Below are 17,580 nucleotides of genomic sequence, written 5' to 3' on the forward strand. Positions count from 1 at the left end.
GGTATTACTTCTGTAAATTTATGCAAAAATAGTACAATGACGGCAACCATTCAATATGAAGGAAATTTAAGATGTTCTGCAAAGCATTTGCAAAGTGGTACATCAATCGAAACTGATGCCCCTACTGATAATCGTGGTAAAGGTGAGCGTTTTTCTCCTACCGACCTGGTTTGCACTGCCCTAGGCACTTGTATGCTTACTACAATGGCTATAAAAGCTACGGATATGGGCATTGAATTAAAGGATACCAGTGTTGATGTCAAAAAACATATGGTTGCCGACCCTCGTAGAATTGGCAAAATTGATGCAGTGGTAACGTTCCCGACCGCACTCGGTTTAGATGAAAAAGATCGTATCATTTTACAAAGAACTGCCGATCATTGTCCTGTGGTAAAAAGTTTGCACCCGGATATTGAATTGAATATTGAGTATAAGTGGTGATTGTTATACGATCTTCAGCAATTTATTTCCAATTGTACATTCCAAACATTTCTTCTTGTTGCAATATTCATTCTTTAACTGAATGAGTGCCTGAGAATCGAATGCATTTTTATTACTTACACCCAATGCCATATAACCGGCTGTAATAGAATTTTTCTCTGTTGCAATTTGTTCTAACCAAAGCAAAGCTTTGTCTTTATAAACAGATTCATTGTGATAATGTCCATAGGTAAATAATATCGGCACAATAGTATTGATCAGAATATTATTCATCATCTGTGTACCCAACTTTTTTTCTTTGTAAGAAGATACTTCATCAAAGAGATAATGATAATGCCAATAATCGTTGGCAGTAACATCGAGTAAAGCAGCAACCTGCTTATATGATCCCATTTCTTTTACAAACGAAAACAGATGTTTACTTTTATGTATAAGCATAGCCAGTTGCGCTAAACGAACCGTAGGAAAATTCGAAGGTCGCATTCTTAAAAAATGTAAAGGCACATTTGAAGGAGCCAATTTGTATTTTTTTGCAAGAAAGTTATATTCCTTTTTCAACATGGTCGGATAACTTTCGTTAAACTCGGTTTTTAATAACCCTGCCTGACCAAATAACAACGCTTCTATTCGATGTATCTGATCTTTATTTTTTGCCAATATATTGATCGGTATTGACCGAGCCATTTGTTCGAAAGCCTCCGCATTAATTTTCACCCCGAAGTTCTTTGCTATCAACCACCAAAAAATTTCTTCCCAATGAAAATTGCGTTGTGCTGCATATTGAAGAATCATAGCTGACCGCTGTTGCAATCGTTCCACAAGTAGTCTCTCTTTCCATATACTCCAAACGATCGGCTCTATCAGATGAATACTTTTTTCACAAGCGATGAAAGTATCGGCCTTCATCAACTCGTCGTATTTTTTCAACAACAACTTAGATACTTTGTCATGCAATGCTACAACAGGAAAAGGTTGAGGCAATGCCTGATCATTATTCCATACAACATGCAAAACAATATTTTTATAATTGTCATCCCCTGTATGATGGTGCTTATCCCAATCTGAAGTATTAATATGTAGTTCAATATTACCTGCCCATACAGTATTTTTTATTTTAATCTTGGCATTTAAAAAATCAGGGCCCTGATTGGTATTAAATGTCCCCGGATGAATGATCTCTAACGATTCATCATCGCTTGTAGTTAAAGTACTTTTATTGAAGTATTGAAATTGCCAGATGTACTGTAGTAATCTTTCTGTCATAATTAATTGATAGAAATATCACAGTAAAGGTTGCATGGTTGATTTGAAGATAGCAGAACTTTTAGTAAGGTAGAAGCTTTTAAATATTGAGATCAGCAAATTACCAAATCTTCAAATTGGCTAACTCCTGTACCACCCTGCTAACAGGTAGCCCCATCACATTATAAAAATTGCCTTTGATGGACTGTATGCCTACAACACCGATCCATTCCTGAATGGCGTAGGCGCCGGCTTTGTCGTAAGGTTTATACTTATCTACGTAGAAAATTATTTGTTCATTGGTGAGTTCATGAAAACTCACTTCGGTTGTATCTGAAAATAAAATTTCTTTTTTACCTGAGATGATCACTACTCCTGTTACAACTTTATGTGTTTGCCCCGAAAGTCTGCTTAAAATATCAATAGCATCTTCCCTGTCTTTAGGTTTACCGATTATTTCATTGTTCAAAACAACAATAGTATCGGCTGCTAAAATTGTTTTAGAAACCACAAGGGTTTCTAAAACCGCCAATGCTTTATTTCTTGCAATATGTATGGCAACCTGTTCAACAGAAAGATCAGACGGATAAGATTCATCTGTTTCTTTTACGATTACTTCAAAAGAAACTTCAGCCCATTCCAACAACTGTTTTCTCCGTGGCGATTGTGAAGCTAAAATGATCATGTACTACGTATTGATTTTAAGAAAGAACATAGAAAGAATTCCGGTAAGCATTACAACTTTGATAAGACTGCTGAGTTTATGATAATCTGCAGCTACTTGTGCGGTGCGTAGTTTTGTATAAATAAATATCAAAGGAATGATCACCATCAATAAACAATATACAGCGCTGATCCACCAGCCCAATTGTATCACATAAAATTGTACAACTGCCAGAGCTCCGGCTAAAACGATCAGCCATACAGCTACAAATACTTTTGATGAAGGCACTCCCCAAACAATAGGCATGGTAGTACAACCATACTTAGCATCACCTTCCATATCTTCCATATCTTTTATCACTTCTCTGACCAGCGAAATAATGAAAGCAAAGCCTCCATACAAAATAGCATATTTAAAAATGCTTTGCATTTGTGGGAAATAAGTATTGAATAAAGTTGCGAAAGTATATTTGTTCTCTGCTGCAACATAAAGCACCAGTACAGTCCATGCAGTTAAAAGAGAAATGATAATATTACCTGTTAACAGTTTTTTCTTGAACGTAGTAGAATAAAACCAAAGTAAAATTGAACAGATAATATTTGCAATAAGTACCAACCAATTTGTTTTAAGCGAAACATAAAAACTGATCGCTATGCCGGCAGTGGTTACAATTAAATGCCAGAGAATAGCCCACCTTCTGTTGATGATCTTTTCAACAACCATTTTTTGGGGCTTATTGATCTGATCGATATTGATATCAAAATAATCATTGATGATATACCCTCCTGCAGCGATCAATACTGAGGCAAGAACGATCAGCACAAAAATAAAACTGTTGATGGTATGGGATAATAAGTAATATTCGGCAGGGAGTCTGGGAACGATTATACAATAATAAAAAAGCACTTGTGTAAGCACAATAAAAGCCAGATTCGGCCAACGGATCAAACGAAAAAATGCGATTGCTAATTTCATGCTTATTGTTCTCTGCTACGAAAATACAGATTGCATGAGTAATATCCTTAAAAGATTATCGAGAAGCTACTGTTGTATCCAGATCCCAGTGATTGTTCAGCTTCAACACTTTCTCTATTACATCTCTGCCACAACCTGAACCACCTGCTATGGGTGAAATGTATTTAGATATATCTTTTATTTCTGCCACAGCATCTGCCGGACAACAAGGCAATCCCACTAATTGCATACAAGTGTAATCGGGAATATCATCTCCCATATATAAAGTTTCTGACAATTGTAAATTATTGTCTGCTACATACTGCAGCAATTTTTCTTTCTTTTGATGAACGCCTAGAAAAACATCAGTAATACCAAGTTTGTTCAACCTGAACCTAACGGCCTCGGATAAACCACCCGAAATGATCACCACTTTGTAGCCTTTCTTTACAGCTAACTGCAACGCATAACCATCTTTACTATTCATATTACGAGCCAGCTCGCCGCCTTCAAGCACCAATAAAGTATCGGTTGCCAATACGCCGTCTACATCGAATATGAAAGTTTTTATTGATTTGAAATGTTCGAGGATGTTCATTTGTTTCAATTTGCAGATGTGCTAATGTGCTGATGATGGGCCCTTTTAAACATTGTGATCTATGCATTTTTCATTAGCATATCAGCACATTGTTACATGAGCACATCATTTTTGATTATCCCTCCACTCATACACCCAGGTACTCTGAATCATTTCCAGATGCCCCTCATTACTTTCCTCTGCCTTACCTGCAAAATTAGGTATCTCCATTATCCATTTATGCAGATCTGTGAAACGGATACGATATATTTTTCCTTCACCGAAATCATCGCCAAATCTTTCATACAATTTCATGGCAATGTCTTCGTAGTCTTTCCAGTGAATGGGTGGTTCAAAGTGGGTCATAACTAATGTGCTGATTTGTTGATATGCTGATGTGCTAATTTTATGATTTAAATAGTTTTACTAATAACAAAATTATAATGATTGACAAAAGTACTAAGGCTTCATTAGCATATCAGCAAATTAGCACATCAGCACATCAATATTATTCTCCTAAAAATTGAGTTTGATCCGGCAATGTTACTGTAATATTTCCATCTCCATCTTGCAACACACACTGGCAACCCAATCTGGAATTAAGGCGTGGGTTAATGGCTCTGTCAATAAAATCTTCTTCCTTATCACTCAGCTCTTCTAAAAAATCTTCCCCGGCATTTACATATAAATGACAAGTACTACAAGCACAAACACCGCCGCAGTTATGATGAAGATCTATATCATTTTTTAATGCCACCTCAAGTATCGACTGACCGGCTTCTATACCTTCCAATGTAACCGATGCCACCCCCTTCTGCTCAAAATTAAACGTAATATTATACATGTTTTATAAAATTCGAAGTGCAAACCTACTGTAGAATTGCCAATTAATGAAAAGTTGTTTGTCTTATCAACTGTTTTCAATGATACTATCCGTGAGTTTTAGGTAGATATTTCTAAGTGCAGGATAGGTATTCAGCATTTTAAGATGCTTGTCAATGGTTACAAAATCGTTCCTCATGGCAGGGCCGGTCTGTAATTCTCCGGCCGATTTTTTTTCTATCCGAAGAGCCGTTTCAGCAATGATCGGATACAACATTGTAAAATCCACTCTTTCCTTTTTACAAAATGCTTCGGTTAACGCATACAAATGATTGGTAAAGTTGCATACTACCACGGCAGCCAGGTGCAAATGCACTCGTTGATCATCATCTGCAAAGGATACGATCGGCGATAAAGTTTGAGCAAATTCCGTTACATACCTTATCACTTCTTTAGTATTACCATCGATCAATAAAGGCACCGTAGGAATTACATCCATTTCTTTGCGTAAACTTTGCAGCGGATATAATACGCCGTAATTAGCCGAAAGTTTCTCCAGTACATTTTTACTTACCGAACCTGCAGTATGTACTACTATCTTATTACCGAAATTAAACCCAACGGGGAAATCATATAAAGCAGTATCGGATATTGCAATAATATACATATCGGCTGTTGTATCGGGCTGAACATCATACGAGCCCGACTTACAACCCAAAGTAGCCGCCAGAGTTTCTGCATAAACAATATTTCTGCCAATTACCTGAATGATATCATGACCGGCATTTTTAATGATTTTCCCCAAAACAGTTGCCACATTTCCCGAGCCAATAATTACTATCCGCATTTTATTATCTTTGTTTTTATGAAGATAAGGCAAAGATTGATACTTGCTTTCTACCAGAAGAAAATTAAGATAGTGTCTTTTTTTTCCAAGAAGCAAGCCGCACATGAGGCATTTAAATTATTTTGTACGCCCTTTTTTACCAATGTGGTAAGCAAACCGCTGATCTACCTGCAGGCTAAACCGGTTAAATTCTTATCGCATGGAAGAAAAGTAAAAGGCTATCGCTGGCAGCAATCATCCACCAATAAAAAAGTGATGATCATTCACGGCTTTGCATCAGCCTCCTATAAATTTGAGAAGTACATTATATCATTGATGAACAAAGGCTACGAAGTACTCGCCTTTGATGCTCCTGCACATGGTAAAAGCCAAGGTAAAACGGTAAATGTTATTCAGTACAAGAATATGATCGAAAAAGCAGTAGCTAAGTTCGGCCCAGTAGATATGTATATTGCCCATTCTTTTGGCGGATTAGCCCTTAGCCTTGCACTCGAAAATATGCCACACGATGAAAACACTAAAGTTACTTTAATAGCCCCTTTGACCGAAACCAGTACTACAATGGATAAGTTTCTTGAAAAATTGGGCATTAAAGATGAAGAGATCAGATCGGAAATGGATAGCATTGTTCTACACATGAGCCACCAAACTACAGAATGGTTCTCAATAAAAAGAGCAATGAGAAATATTACTGCAAAAGTTTTATGGATACATGACGAAGACGATGACATTACTCCCCTATCGGATGCGAAACTGGTACAGGAAAAGCAATTTGAAAATATTACTTTTCATATTACCAAAGAACTTGGGCATCATCAAATTTACCAAGACAACGAAGTAAGAGAAATGGTAATTAATTTTTTATAACTTTTCTTTTGGCGCATTTCTTTATTTAGTTAGTGCATTTATCTTACTTTTTTTGCAGAAAAAAAGTAAGCCCCGAAATAATCGGGGCATGCAAAAAAGCCGCCCGAAATCGATTACGCTCCGAATTTGGGTTTGTACTCCGATTAAGCTTTTGCACTACTGTAAACTCAACATTTGTAATTCTACATCAAGTTATTTTTTCAAAGTATTCTGATCGATTTTTCATAAAAAATTTTGATTTTTCAATTTTAAACTAATATTGCAGTAGTTTTTACTTTGCAACAAGCTTACTGTTTGATGCAATAAGAACCGCTAAAACCCTTGAGTATGTTGCATTTAGCACAATCGTACAAGAGGTATTATCCCTTTCTTTCACTGAAAGAAAGGGATAATTGAACCAGTTCGCAAGAATGATGACCGGAGTTGCAGAAGCCCGGACCAAAAAAAATAGGAAAACAACAATATCCATTCATTGACCAAAGAGGAAATATGGCGAAAAATTTATTGATAGTAGAAAGTCCGGCGAAAGCAAAAACGATCGAGGGAATTCTTGGAAAAGATTTTGAAGTAAAAAGTTGCTTTGGGCATATCCGTGATCTGGAAAAAAATGATATGGGTATCGACATCGCAAACAACTTCAACCCTAAATATATTATATCACCCGAAAAAACAAAAGTTGTAGCCGACTTAAGAGCTCTTGCAAAAAAAAGCGATGAAGTTTGGTTGGCATCGGATGAGGACCGTGAGGGAGAAAGTATCAGCTGGCATTTAGCTGAGGTGTTGAAATTAGATCCAAAAACAACCAAGCGCATTGTGTTCCATGAGATCACAAAACCTGCCATTCAAAAAGCAGTACAAAATCCACGTACTATAGATATGAACCTGGTAGATGCTCAACAAGCTCGTAGAGTGTTGGACAGAATTGTAGGTTTTGAACTAAGCCCTGTATTGTGGAGAAAGATCGGCATGAAAGGCGGACTAAGTGCCGGCCGTGTACAAAGCGTAGCTGTTAAATTAATAGTTGAAAAAGAAAGAGAGATCAACCAGTTCACTCCTGTAAGCAGCTTTAAAGTAGAAGCATCTTTGGCTGCAACAGATATTAATAATAGAACTGTTTCTTTTAAAGCAGAAGGTGCAAAATACAGTCAGGCAGATGATGCGGAGAAATTCTTACAATCATGCGTTGGCGCAAAATATACTGTAAAAGATATTCAGGTTAAACCCGGCAAACGTACACCCGCTGCACCTTTCACCACTTCTACACTTCAACAGGAAGCCAGTAGAAAATTAGGTTATGGTGTAAGTAAAACCATGTTGCTTGCGCAAAAACTATACGAAAGCGGTAAGATAACGTATATGCGTACTGATAGTGTAAACCTTGGCGAAACTGCCATGGATGCCATCAAAGCAGAGATCGCAAAAAGTTATGGTAATAATTATATACAAGTAAGAAAATATAAGAACAAGAACGAAGGTGCACAAGAGGCGCATGAAGCCATTCGTCCTACGTATATGGAGAACAGCACCGTGAACGATCCTGAGTTGGCTCGTTTGTATGAACTGATCTGGAAACGTACCATCGCCTCTCAAATGAGTGATGCAGAACTGGAAAAGACAATCGCTAAAATAAATATCAGCACCAATAACGAAGAACTAACGGCTACGGGTGAGGTTATTAAATTCGACGGATTCTTAAAAGTTTACATGGAGAGTACCGACGATGAAGATACTGAAGAAGGCGATGACAGTCGTTTACCGAATTTAACTCCGGGACAAACACTCGATTTCAACCAAATGACCGCCACCGAACGCTTTACCAAACACTCGGCAAGATACACGGAAGCCTCGCTGGTAAAGAAGTTGGAAGAATTGGGCATTGGCCGTCCGAGTACCTACGCACCTACTATTTCTACCATTATCAAACGTACTTACGTTGAGAAAAAAGATAAGGAAGGCGTTAAAAGAGATTTTAGAATTCTAAAATTGAAGAACGATACCATTCAAAAAATTACAGATTCGGAAAATACAGGTGCAGAAAAATCGAAGCTCTTCCCTACCGATCTTGGTTTGGTGGTAACAGATTTTTTAAGTCTGCATTTTAAAGATGTAATGGATTATTCTTTTACAGCCAACATAGAAAAAGAGTTTGATGATATTGCCGAAGGCAAAATTGTTTGGAACAAAATGGTAAAAGATTTCTACGGTCCTTTTCATACCGGTGTAGAGCATACGCTTGAAACTGCCGAACGTGCCGTAGGCGAACGTGTGTTGGGTGTGAGTGAAGATGGCAAACCCATCATTGCACGTATGGGTCGCTATGGCCCGATGGTACAGATAGGTGCACAGGCAACGGGTGATGAAGAGAAACCAAAATTTGCGAAGCTTAAGAATACACAGAGTATTGAAACCATTACGATGGAAGAGGCATTGGAGTTGTTTAAACTCGGTGCTCCCCTTGGTGAGTTTGAAGGACAGGAAATAACGGTGAACATTGGACGCTTTGGTCCTTATGTAAAATTTGGTGATCAGTTTGTGTCTATTCCGAAAGGCGTAGAGCCTTCTACGGTTGATCTTGACCGTGCAATAGAATTGATACAAGCTAAAAGAATTGAAGATGCTCCGGTGGCACAGTACGATGAAAAGCCGGTAACAAAAGGCAAGGGCCGTTTTGGTCCGTTCATTAAATGGAACGATATGTTCATTAATGTACCTGCCCGTTATAATTTTGATAACCTTACGCAAGCCGATATCAACCAACTGATAGAAGCCAAACTGGTGAAAGAAGCCAACCGTTTCATTCAACAATGGCCCGAAGAAAAGATCGCTATTGAGAACGGCCGTTGGGGACCTGAAGTGGTGTACAATAAAAAACGCCTGCGTTTACCGAAAGGAAAATATACTGCTGATGAGTTGGTTACAATTAGCTTAGATGAAGTAAAAGCTATCATTGTTGCACAAGACCCAAAAGCGTTTGATAAAAAAGCCCCCGCCAAGAAAAAAGCGGCTACTAAAAAAGCAGCCCCGAAGAAAAAATAGCTTTGAAACAAACCTCTGCATATTGAGAACCCACCTTTGGTGGGTTTTTTATTTGTATGATACCGGCATTGGAGCTTTGATCATCATCGTTGCGTCGCACACTTGTACGGTATACCGTTATTGAGCTTTTATTCCCAGCAACATCTCCCCCCCTGGCCTAAGTTGAGCCGAGGACGTAGCGGCCTACAAATAATACTATCTCTTTTATAATTGTCGCAACGCACCGTGCCGGAGACATTGCCCGGAATATATCTCCGGGTGAGTAACGATTTCTGCAGTTATTTAACTAGTTTTATTAAAACTACACACATGAAAAAAATTAGCCTTACCGCATTTGCATTTTTATTTTGTATTTATTCCAATGCACAAAATGTAGGTATTGGTGTACCTGCACCCCAAGAAAAATTAGATGTAAACGGAAATATAAATTTAAATGGAGATATTAAAGTAAGTGGTGCTGCCGGTTCAGCTAATCAGGTATTAATGAAAGATGCTACCAATACACTTGCATGGGGCGATCTTTCTGAATATAAAAATTTACGATTTTTTGATTGTGCCGGTATAGCTAGTGCTGCAGGAGCGTCAAATTGCAACAATACATGGACAGTACCCGCCGGCGTTACTAAAGTATATGTAGAAGTATGGGGCGGCGGAGGTGGTGGCGGATTTGGTACAGGTGGTAGTGGTGCTGGTTATATTGTCGGTAAATTTGTGGTAACCCCGTCTAGTTCAATAACAATTACTGTTGGAGCCGGTGGTAACTACGGAACAGAGACCACCAATGGAATAATAGGAGGAATTTCGTCTGTTACGTACGGGGCTATTGTACTAACTGCCACGGGTGGTGAAGGCGGTGTACGTAGCCAGGCTGCAGCATTTAACCCGCCGGCCGGGGGTAGTTTTAATGCATCCGGTCTTACAAACTATATTGGCTACTATGGAACTCCCGGGCAGGTTACTACCTATGCATTTAACCAGATCAATGCTACCGAATTTGCAAGTACCACCTATTTCGGAAACGGAGGTGATGCTGCTATGTCTCCTAATTCCGGCGGCAAAGGTGGGTACAGATTGTTCAGTACACCAATTTACAAAGATGTGAACGCTTCTACAAATGCCGTTAACCCCGGTGGTGGCGGTGGTGCTGATGGCGGCTATGGTTATTATGGTCGTGGTGGCAGGGTAATTATTCACTGGTAGTTTTTTACTACTTATGACATCTCTATCATCAAATATAAAAGCTACGCTTTCCTGAGTTTATAACTCATGGCATATCACAAACAATCGCATCAGTTCCCATAGTTGTAGCACTCCGTCTTGTACTAAATTGGCTATAAAAAACTATCTGTAGCGTTAACAAAGCCCCTATAGTCTCTAACATATTTATCTTTGGCAGTAACAATAATCTCGATGCCTACTATAAATATTGCTTCGGTTTTTCTGCAAACAATCTACAAAATTGTAAATACATAGAAAAAGAATATCTTTTACATAAAACTGAGTAGCCTTTTCATGATGGCATGTAGCAGCAATACCGCTTATAGCCTTGTAGCTAAAGTCATCTTACAAAAAATAGCATATGCAATAAATACCCATTACAGGGTATCTGTAAACCACTCAATAATGCTAAATTTACGAAGCAAAAGTTAAAATAAGCTCCCGGCTATAAATCAAATAGAATTGAACAGAAAAAATAATTATCAAACATGAAAAAAACTATATTACTTTTATCATGCATCGTATTATATTTTGTTTCGTTTGGCCAATCTTATAAATCCGAATTAAAAAAATTAAATGCGTACCTTAAGGTTTTTAATCCTGAAACGTACAGAGATATTGAAGTAAAAGACAGTATGGTAAATTTCAAGTTTCAGTATTATACTCAGATATACACATCAAGTATAAGCATTAGAGACCTTAAACAAAATACAACCGTTTTAAAAGGAAGTACTTTAGGCGAAGACGAAATTAAAATAAAGTGTAAAGGAGAAAATAAATGCTTTTATTCAAATTTCAGTAACGATTATACAGATCATTTCAGGTTCTTTAGCTCAACAGTAAAAGATCTTACAGAAATAGAACGCTTAGTAAACAAATTTGTAAAATCGCTTAAATAAACCCAATTTATAATAACCCCTTAATGGAAATCATCAACCAGTTAAATCAAGAAAAATGAAAAAAACAATATTTGTACTCCTAAGCTTTCTTAGCATTTGCTTGGCACCGGCTTTTGCTAAAGCCCAACAAAAAGTAAGTGTAACTTTTAAGTTTGTAACGATCAATACCATAAGCGGATATGATCACGTATCTAAACTATTAGTTTATTGCGATGATGATAAGATCGGCGAAAGTTCACAAAAATTACAATCAGTAGCCAATAGCATAACAGTTAAGGTTCCAAAAGGAAACCATACTGTTAAAGCTGAGTTGTGGGCTTTATACAAAGGCACATGGGAAGTAAGAACCCTTGCAAACAATTACAGTTTCGATTTTGAATATACCAAAACAGGTAATTGGAAAGTGAACAACACCATCGATCTGACATTTGACATTAACGACGAAGTGGTAAATGTTACTGAAAAAATACCGGTTACTTCAGATGATGATGAGGAAGTTGCCGAATCAAACACAAAATCGAAAGGAAGCTATGCAACTGAATTAGCCAAGATCAATAAATTTTTAAAAACTTTCGATGATGGATATTATGGTTACCTCGAAATTATTGATGGCTATTTGTATGATAGATTTAAGTCGGGTAAATACAGTAAATCAGAAATAAAATATTTAGGCACTGCATATGAAGACACTTACAAAAGAAAAGTAGTTATACCATGTACCAGTTCAAAAGAGTGTGTGTACTCTACCTATACTGATTCTTATCACAAAACTGTTACTTTCTCTCAATCAACAGATTTCAACACATCCGAACTTATTACATTACTTAATAATTTGCTGGATGCATATAAAGGTGTTAAATCTTCAAAAGGCAATGACAACGATGATAGAGAAGAGAATGCAAAGAGCAGACAAAAAACTGTAAAAACAACAAAACCACCCCCTCCTCCTCCTGTGGAAGAACCGGCAAGCGGTATAGGCTTTAAGAAAGGCGATAAAATAAAGATCGTAGATATCTATTCTTACGACAAACATTATGACACTAAGAGCAAATACATTGGTAAAACAGGAACCATTATTACTATTGATTATGATGATTGGGACGAATCTTATTTTGGAAAAGTAAAATTGAGTACAGGCGAAACCGTTGAGTTCAATGATTTTCTACCTGAATTAGTTAAAGGTGCAAAAGGCAATTAAATTGTTATCATAATTTATAATAAAATTGGGTGCAAGTATTAGCTTGTACCCAATTTCATTTTATAAGTATTAAAGAAATACCAAAGCAATAATGTATAAAACCTTATTTTTGATTTTTATTTTACCTCGATCAAACTTTAAACTCATTTTTCAGTCATACACCAATAACCAAAACTGATTATGAGATCATCTGTACACTTTTTTTATTCCCTTGTAATTTTTCTCTTTTCTTTTTGCAATAAAAGCATAGCACAATTTCGTCCGGCCGATGAGCCGGCCCCCAAAGTAATGATCGCCGACGGTGAGAATGCACTGGAAATTACACCGTTGCACTCATTATTTAATAGTGTGTTGATAGAACCGATCAACCGCACAACCAACAAAGGACTGTCTACATCATTCTATTTATCCGATACATCTTTTTGGGCATTTTATACCAACTCAAGTGTTCGATTAACCATTAATGGTAACGGCAATATTGTAACGCATACACCATTATTTGTAAATAATGCTGTTGAAGACAATAGCTCTGCTTTAAGAGTAAATGGGATCGTTAAAATTGATTCTGCGGTGTACATCCCCGGCGATACTAATTCCTTTATTTCTATCAACCATAGAGTAAAAAATATCTATGAAGATGCTGAAGATAGTATTTCGCCATATACCTGCACACCAACTCATTGGGCCGATGGAACAAATCTTCCTGTATTCAGACTAAGACATCCTAAAAGCGTTTCAAATATGGTCAATAATCATATAAGTGCCGCTAGAGATTTCATGATCCTACCTTATGAATTTGGGACTGCTATTGAATTTAACGGCATCGTTGAATGTTGGGTTGGCGAATGGTCGGTACACAAAGGCATTAATTATTATGATGTAGAGGGCAAAGGTAATGGCTGGGGCGGTGTAAGTTGGGTAGGCGATGATATTGATGGAGGTGGTGTACGAACCACTGCAAGAAATAATTTACAAGAAGGAGGCAATGTTGTTTATGGTGAAATTTCGGTTGAAAAATTCGGAGGTACTTCAAATGGCGATCTGAGATTACGTTTACCATCTACCAATAATACATTCAACTTTGTGTATGGACCAAGAGGCAGTGAAAATATTATTGCAAAAGTTTCCAATCAAGGCCTGATCATTCCACTGATACCATCTCTTGATTCTGTTACGGCTCCTGAAAAAGCTCAACTTAGTTTTGACACTAGCGACAATCATTTAAAAATATACAATGGTACAGAGTGGGTTAACTTATCAAAGAATGAATTGGTAACAGGTAGTTATATTACATCTTCTAATGGCCTGGATACTGTTTACACAATCCCTCACCAACTAAACAGCGTTCCATCATATTTCAATGTATTAGCCACCAGTGAGCATGCCGCCGGCATCAACTATGTAACTGCAGATGCTACTTCCATTACAATACATTATACAACCCCACCCCCCTCCGGCACATCCAATCTTTCATGGAATTGGCAAATAAAGAAATAAACATGGTCTTAGTAAATGTTTTGCCTTGTAACCTGTAAGCGAAAAAGCAGTTGCTTTATCTTTACAACATAAAATAAATTTCAATATACTCATATGAAAAAAACAATGCTGAGCCTATTGGCTATTTCCGTGGTAATGATATCGTGCAATACTGCCAAAACCTATTTTACAAGCGATATACGTACAGCTGTTGAAAACAATCACCAACAATTGGAAAAAATTCAGTTTTATGCTGATCGTGATATTATTTTAACAAGAGAATTAACTACCGACGAGACCAAAGTAAGTTCAGGAAAAGTAAAATTTGAAAATGGGCATTATACTCAGATCATCAAATTAAAAAAGAACACTCCCGGTGTTTGTACGGTGGTAAAAAATAATATTGTTGGTATATCCTTTGAACTTGGCAATAATAAACATCTTATATTCAGCAAACCCAAAAATGCAAAAACAGACGAGCCATATCGTTTACAGATAAGTAGCTGGTTAAAAGAAACTGCCATTGTTGAATACGAAGGAAAGAAATTTCAGGTGCAAGCAGATGGTGCCAATGCCGGCATTAAGATCAAAACAAGTCTTTTAAAGAAAGAAAAAACGGAAGAACGAGAAATGAAAGGCAGAACGATCCAAGATTAAGGGTAAAGAAAGTTTATCACATTGGTGGAAAATTATTGCTTTATAATTCAAAGTTGTTTGACGAAATTCATTTAAAATTATTCCTTTTGTTAGAAAACAAAGAAATATCGGCCTTATTTCATTTGATAGATGATCCCGATGAGGAAGTCTACAATACCGTAAGCGACAAACTGATCTCATTTGGGAAAGACATCATTCCTAACCTTGAAGACCTTTGGGAAAACACAGGCAACGAAGAAATACAAGAACGAATAGAATCCCTTATTCATAAACTTCATTTTAAAGATCTTACTGCAGATTTTGAGAACTGGAAGAACGGCGATTGCAATTTGTTAGATGGCGCTTTATTAGTAGCAAGATACCATTACCCTGAAATGCAGACCAGTCTTGTATTGCAGGAGATAGAAAAATTGCGTAGGAATATCTGGCTGGAGCTCAATCGCTATCTTACGCCGCTCGAGCAAATAACGGTTTTTACAAGCATCTTCTACAATTATTATAAACAACAAGGTATTGAGATCGCTTACACACATCCTGAAGATTTTCTGATCAACAAAACACTGGAAACTAAAAAAGGGAATGTCATCAGTAACGGTATCGTATACCTTATTTTATGCGATTTGTTAGACATTCCCGTAAAAGCCATTAATATTCCACGTCAGTTCATTTTGGCGCATTTCGATCCGCAATATGAGATCATGAATCCGATCTCACACAATTCGGAAAAAATATTATTTTATATCGATCCTTTAAACGGACAAGTATATTCGCACAAAGATGTTGAAAATTATTTCAAAAGAATATCCGTACCTCCTACAACATCTTACTTTAAACCATTGAGTAATAAACGCATCATTCAATTTTTACTCGAAGAACTTAGTAAATGTTTCGATAATGACCGCAATCGTTATAAAATGAATGAATTATTATTACTTGTAAATTTATTAGAAGAATGATCTATCACGTGGTTACCGACGACGAATGGCAAAGTGCTGTTGCACAAGGATTTTACGAATCTCCATCTCTGGCAATAGAAGGCTTTATACATACCTGCACAATGGAACAATTAAAAGGGGTACTGGAAAGGTATTATAAAAACAAGACAAATCTTTTACTACTTTATATTGATGAGACAAAGCTTGATGCTGAATTGAAATATGAGTTATCACCTTCTATTCAGGAACATTTTCCTCATATCTACGGACAATTAAATATTGATGCAGTTATTAAAGTAACACCTATAGAACAGGCGCTTTAAACAATAGAGAATTTTTCGAGGAAGACACTCACTCTTTTAAAATTATCTTTATTTAAAGTAATGATCTGATTACGGCCTTTCTTTTTACAATCGATCAACGTACTTTCACTTAATAGTTTGATGTGGTGAGAGCAGGTTGGTTGAGACAATCCTGTTAAGCTCTGTACATCACTACAGCACATTTCACCTTTGGCGTGAATTTCCTGAAGAATAGAAAGCCTGCACGGATCAGCAATGGCATTCATTGCCTTTTCAATAAACTTAATATCGCTTTTATGAGTAGTCATTCAAAGCTGTAAAGAAATTGTATTTTTTTTACAGGTCAAAATAAATCTCAGTAATTTTATATTCATCAATGCAAGATTATTCTACATATTACGCTTCTCCCCTAGGTGTACTTGAAATAAGGTCTGATGGCACCTCAATTACAGCGATACTATTTACCAATACCGAAAAGGGAAACAAGGTAGATGAATCCACAATTCAGCTCAATACCTCAGATGTTGAAGTATTAAAGTTGTGCATTACTCAGTTAGATGAATATTTTTCAGGGAAAAGAAAAGTGTTTGATTTTCCAATAGATCAGAAAGGTACAGATTTTCAAAAAGAAGTATGGCAAAAGCTTACTAGTATCCCTTACGGAAATACTATCAGTTATTTGGATCTAAGTAAAAAGATAGGCAACCCTAAAGCAATAAGAGCAGTTGGTACAGCAAACGGAAGCAACCATATAGCCATTGCTGTTCCATGCCACAGGGTGATAGGCAGCAATGGTGAGTTAACCGGATATGCCGGAGATCTGTGGCGTAAAAAATGGCTGCTGGAGCATGAAGGAAAATTTGAGAACGGATTGCAGACCTTATTTTAGATCATCACCACCGAAAGACAATGGCAGTAATTGACTTGCCTGTTCTATAACAAAAACCTCTCCGTCCATTCCACTTAAAATAAGTCTCATCGGACTTTTAGTACGATTCTCATATTCTACCAAGGCTTGTCTACACATACCACATGGCGAAACAGGCTTGTTACTTTCACCGTTAATATTATGATAGGCAATGGCCATTGTATCAATCGCTACATTCGGAAACAGTGTTCCCAATGCCGAGAGTAATGCTCTTTCTGCACAAATACCTACCGGATAAGAAGCATTCTCCTGATTTGTTCCGGTCACTATTTCTCCATTTGTAAGTTTAGCGACAGCGCTTACATGAAAGTTGGAATATGGCGCATAGGCAATTTTCGTTATCTCTCTTGCTTTTAATAAAAGCGCTGCATCCGACTTCGAAAGTTGTGCTTCAGAGTCATACACTTCAAACACAAATTGATTTACTTTCTTTTCCATGAAAAATTTATTTAGATAAAAAATCCTCTCAACATTTCTGTTGAGAGGACATCCATTATTATAAAGTTACATATTAAAC

General features: G+C 37.0%; 20 protein-coding genes. 11 read left to right on the top strand and 9 right to left on the bottom strand.

Going from position 1 to position 17,580, the window contains the following annotated elements:
- Positions 1-36: 36 nt before the first annotated feature.
- Positions 37-441 carry an OsmC family protein gene (locus ACQ33O_RS10790; protein ID WP_430995592.1) on the top strand — a complete coding sequence of 135 codons (405 nt, stop codon included), beginning with the start codon at positions 37-39 and terminating at the stop codon, positions 439-441.
- A 3-nt stretch (positions 442-444) separates the two neighbouring features.
- On the opposite strand, the gene ACQ33O_RS10795 is transcribed toward ACQ33O_RS10790, so the two are convergent.
- The 7 genes from ACQ33O_RS10795 to ACQ33O_RS10825 all read right to left on the bottom strand — a co-directional run bounded on the left by ACQ33O_RS10795 (position 445) and on the right by ACQ33O_RS10825 (position 5,547).
- Entirely contained in the window at positions 445-1,704 is a 1,260-nt protein-coding gene (locus tag ACQ33O_RS10795; RefSeq protein WP_430995593.1) for a DUF2851 family protein, read from the bottom strand.
- A 100-nt stretch (positions 1,705-1,804) separates the two neighbouring features.
- A complete protein-coding gene (locus ACQ33O_RS10800; protein WP_430995594.1) occupies positions 1,805-2,368 on the bottom strand; it encodes a Maf family nucleotide pyrophosphatase in 564 nt (187 codons plus the stop codon).
- 3 nt (positions 2,369-2,371) lie between these two features.
- Entirely contained in the window at positions 2,372-3,322 is a 951-nt protein-coding gene (locus ACQ33O_RS10805) for a geranylgeranylglycerol-phosphate geranylgeranyltransferase (RefSeq protein WP_430995595.1), read from the bottom strand.
- Between the two features lie 55 nt (positions 3,323-3,377).
- Positions 3,378-3,899 carry a KdsC family phosphatase gene (locus ACQ33O_RS10810; protein WP_430995596.1) on the bottom strand — a complete coding sequence of 174 codons (522 nt, stop codon included), beginning with the start codon at positions 3,897-3,899 and terminating at the stop codon, positions 3,378-3,380.
- Between the two features lie 105 nt (positions 3,900-4,004).
- Entirely contained in the window at positions 4,005-4,244 is a 240-nt protein-coding gene (gene iscX / locus ACQ33O_RS10815; protein ID WP_430995597.1) for a Fe-S cluster assembly protein IscX, read from the bottom strand.
- 142 nt (positions 4,245-4,386) lie between these two features.
- On the bottom strand, positions 4,387-4,722 hold the full coding sequence (locus ACQ33O_RS10820) for a 2Fe-2S iron-sulfur cluster-binding protein (protein ID WP_430995598.1): 336 nt from the start codon (positions 4,720-4,722) through the stop codon (positions 4,387-4,389).
- A gap of 66 nt (positions 4,723-4,788) precedes the next feature.
- A complete protein-coding gene (locus ACQ33O_RS10825; protein ID WP_430995599.1) occupies positions 4,789-5,547 on the bottom strand; it encodes a Rossmann-like and DUF2520 domain-containing protein in 759 nt (252 codons plus the stop codon).
- A 72-nt stretch (positions 5,548-5,619) separates the two neighbouring features.
- Here ACQ33O_RS10825 and ACQ33O_RS10830 point away from each other — a divergent pair, with 72 nt between their 5' ends.
- From ACQ33O_RS10830 to ACQ33O_RS10870, 9 genes are all read left to right on the top strand, one after another.
- Positions 5,620-6,414 carry an alpha/beta hydrolase gene (locus tag ACQ33O_RS10830; protein WP_430995600.1) on the top strand — a complete coding sequence of 265 codons (795 nt, stop codon included), beginning with the start codon at positions 5,620-5,622 and terminating at the stop codon, positions 6,412-6,414.
- A 489-nt stretch (positions 6,415-6,903) separates the two neighbouring features.
- Positions 6,904-9,450: a type I DNA topoisomerase gene (gene topA, locus ACQ33O_RS10835; protein WP_430995601.1), complete on the top strand. Its 2,547-nt coding sequence runs from the start codon at positions 6,904-6,906 to the stop codon at positions 9,448-9,450.
- A gap of 309 nt (positions 9,451-9,759) precedes the next feature.
- Positions 9,760-10,650 (top strand): glycine-rich domain-containing protein, encoded by an 891-nt coding sequence (locus ACQ33O_RS10840; protein WP_430995602.1) that lies wholly within the window; start codon positions 9,760-9,762, stop codon positions 10,648-10,650.
- Positions 10,651-11,156: 506 nt separating this feature from the next.
- The gene (locus tag ACQ33O_RS10845) at positions 11,157-11,567 is read left to right on the top strand and encodes a hypothetical protein (RefSeq protein ID WP_430995603.1); all 411 of its coding nucleotides are present in this window, start codon (positions 11,157-11,159) and stop codon (positions 11,565-11,567) included.
- A gap of 55 nt (positions 11,568-11,622) precedes the next feature.
- Complete coding sequence (locus ACQ33O_RS10850; RefSeq protein WP_430995604.1) at positions 11,623-12,765, top strand: hypothetical protein; 1,143 nt, start codon at positions 11,623-11,625, stop codon at positions 12,763-12,765.
- 180 nt (positions 12,766-12,945) lie between these two features.
- The gene (locus ACQ33O_RS10855) at positions 12,946-14,262 is read left to right on the top strand and encodes a hypothetical protein (protein ID WP_430995605.1); all 1,317 of its coding nucleotides are present in this window, start codon (positions 12,946-12,948) and stop codon (positions 14,260-14,262) included.
- A gap of 93 nt (positions 14,263-14,355) precedes the next feature.
- Positions 14,356-14,898, top strand: coding sequence for a hypothetical protein (locus tag ACQ33O_RS10860; protein ID WP_430995606.1), 543 nt, complete (start codon positions 14,356-14,358; stop codon positions 14,896-14,898).
- An 86-nt stretch (positions 14,899-14,984) separates the two neighbouring features.
- Positions 14,985-15,854, top strand: a complete 870-nt coding sequence (locus tag ACQ33O_RS10865) for a transglutaminase family protein (protein WP_430995607.1) — start codon at positions 14,985-14,987, stop codon at positions 15,852-15,854.
- Complete coding sequence (locus tag ACQ33O_RS10870; protein WP_430995608.1) at positions 15,851-16,156, top strand: DUF952 domain-containing protein; 306 nt, start codon at positions 15,851-15,853, stop codon at positions 16,154-16,156. Before ACQ33O_RS10865 ends, ACQ33O_RS10870 begins: the two co-directional genes overlap by 4 nt.
- Here ACQ33O_RS10870 and ACQ33O_RS10875 read toward each other — a convergent pair.
- Complete coding sequence (locus ACQ33O_RS10875) at positions 16,153-16,443, bottom strand: ArsR/SmtB family transcription factor (protein WP_430995609.1); 291 nt, start codon at positions 16,441-16,443, stop codon at positions 16,153-16,155. The genes ACQ33O_RS10870 and ACQ33O_RS10875 overlap by 4 nt on opposite strands.
- 68 nt (positions 16,444-16,511) lie before the next feature.
- On the opposite strand from ACQ33O_RS10875, the gene ACQ33O_RS10880 reads away from it, so the two are divergent.
- On the top strand, positions 16,512-17,024 hold the full coding sequence (locus tag ACQ33O_RS10880) for a methylated-DNA--[protein]-cysteine S-methyltransferase (protein WP_430995610.1): 513 nt from the start codon (positions 16,512-16,514) through the stop codon (positions 17,022-17,024).
- Here ACQ33O_RS10880 and ACQ33O_RS10885 read toward each other — a convergent pair.
- Positions 17,016-17,501 carry a cytidine deaminase gene (locus tag ACQ33O_RS10885; RefSeq protein ID WP_430995611.1) on the bottom strand — a complete coding sequence of 162 codons (486 nt, stop codon included), beginning with the start codon at positions 17,499-17,501 and terminating at the stop codon, positions 17,016-17,018. The genes ACQ33O_RS10880 and ACQ33O_RS10885 overlap by 9 nt on opposite strands.
- Positions 17,502-17,580: the final 79 nt, after the last annotated feature.

The sequence above is a fragment of the Ferruginibacter sp. SUN002 genome, from assembly GCF_050611725.1.
Lineage (GTDB): Bacteria > Bacteroidota > Bacteroidia > Chitinophagales > Chitinophagaceae > Ferruginibacter.

Coding starts and splice junctions, on each gene's coding strand:
- ACQ33O_RS10790 (WP_430995592.1), top strand. CDS start 37: ATGACGGCAACCATTCAATATGAAGGAAATTTAAGATGTTCTGCAAAG.
- ACQ33O_RS10795 (WP_430995593.1), bottom strand. CDS start 1,704: ATGACAGAAAGATTACTACAGTACATCTGGCAATTTCAATACTTCAAT.
- ACQ33O_RS10800 (WP_430995594.1), bottom strand. CDS start 2,368: ATGATCATTTTAGCTTCACAATCGCCACGGAGAAAACAGTTGTTGGAA.
- ACQ33O_RS10805 (WP_430995595.1), bottom strand. CDS start 3,322: ATGAAATTAGCAATCGCATTTTTTCGTTTGATCCGTTGGCCGAATCTG.
- ACQ33O_RS10810 (WP_430995596.1), bottom strand. CDS start 3,899: ATGAACATCCTCGAACATTTCAAATCAATAAAAACTTTCATATTCGAT.
- iscX (WP_430995597.1), bottom strand. CDS start 4,244: ATGACCCACTTTGAACCACCCATTCACTGGAAAGACTACGAAGACATT.
- ACQ33O_RS10820 (WP_430995598.1), bottom strand. CDS start 4,722: ATGTATAATATTACGTTTAATTTTGAGCAGAAGGGGGTGGCATCGGTT.
- ACQ33O_RS10825 (WP_430995599.1), bottom strand. CDS start 5,547: ATGCGGATAGTAATTATTGGCTCGGGAAATGTGGCAACTGTTTTGGGG.
- topA (WP_430995601.1), top strand. CDS start 6,904: ATGGCGAAAAATTTATTGATAGTAGAAAGTCCGGCGAAAGCAAAAACG.
- ACQ33O_RS10840 (WP_430995602.1), top strand. CDS start 9,760: ATGAAAAAAATTAGCCTTACCGCATTTGCATTTTTATTTTGTATTTAT.
- ACQ33O_RS10845 (WP_430995603.1), top strand. CDS start 11,157: ATGAAAAAAACTATATTACTTTTATCATGCATCGTATTATATTTTGTT.
- ACQ33O_RS10850 (WP_430995604.1), top strand. CDS start 11,623: ATGAAAAAAACAATATTTGTACTCCTAAGCTTTCTTAGCATTTGCTTG.
- ACQ33O_RS10855 (WP_430995605.1), top strand. CDS start 12,946: ATGAGATCATCTGTACACTTTTTTTATTCCCTTGTAATTTTTCTCTTT.
- ACQ33O_RS10860 (WP_430995606.1), top strand. CDS start 14,356: ATGAAAAAAACAATGCTGAGCCTATTGGCTATTTCCGTGGTAATGATA.
- ACQ33O_RS10870 (WP_430995608.1), top strand. CDS start 15,851: ATGATCTATCACGTGGTTACCGACGACGAATGGCAAAGTGCTGTTGCA.
- ACQ33O_RS10875 (WP_430995609.1), bottom strand. CDS start 16,443: ATGACTACTCATAAAAGCGATATTAAGTTTATTGAAAAGGCAATGAAT.
- ACQ33O_RS10880 (WP_430995610.1), top strand. CDS start 16,512: ATGCAAGATTATTCTACATATTACGCTTCTCCCCTAGGTGTACTTGAA.
- ACQ33O_RS10885 (WP_430995611.1), bottom strand. CDS start 17,501: ATGGAAAAGAAAGTAAATCAATTTGTGTTTGAAGTGTATGACTCTGAA.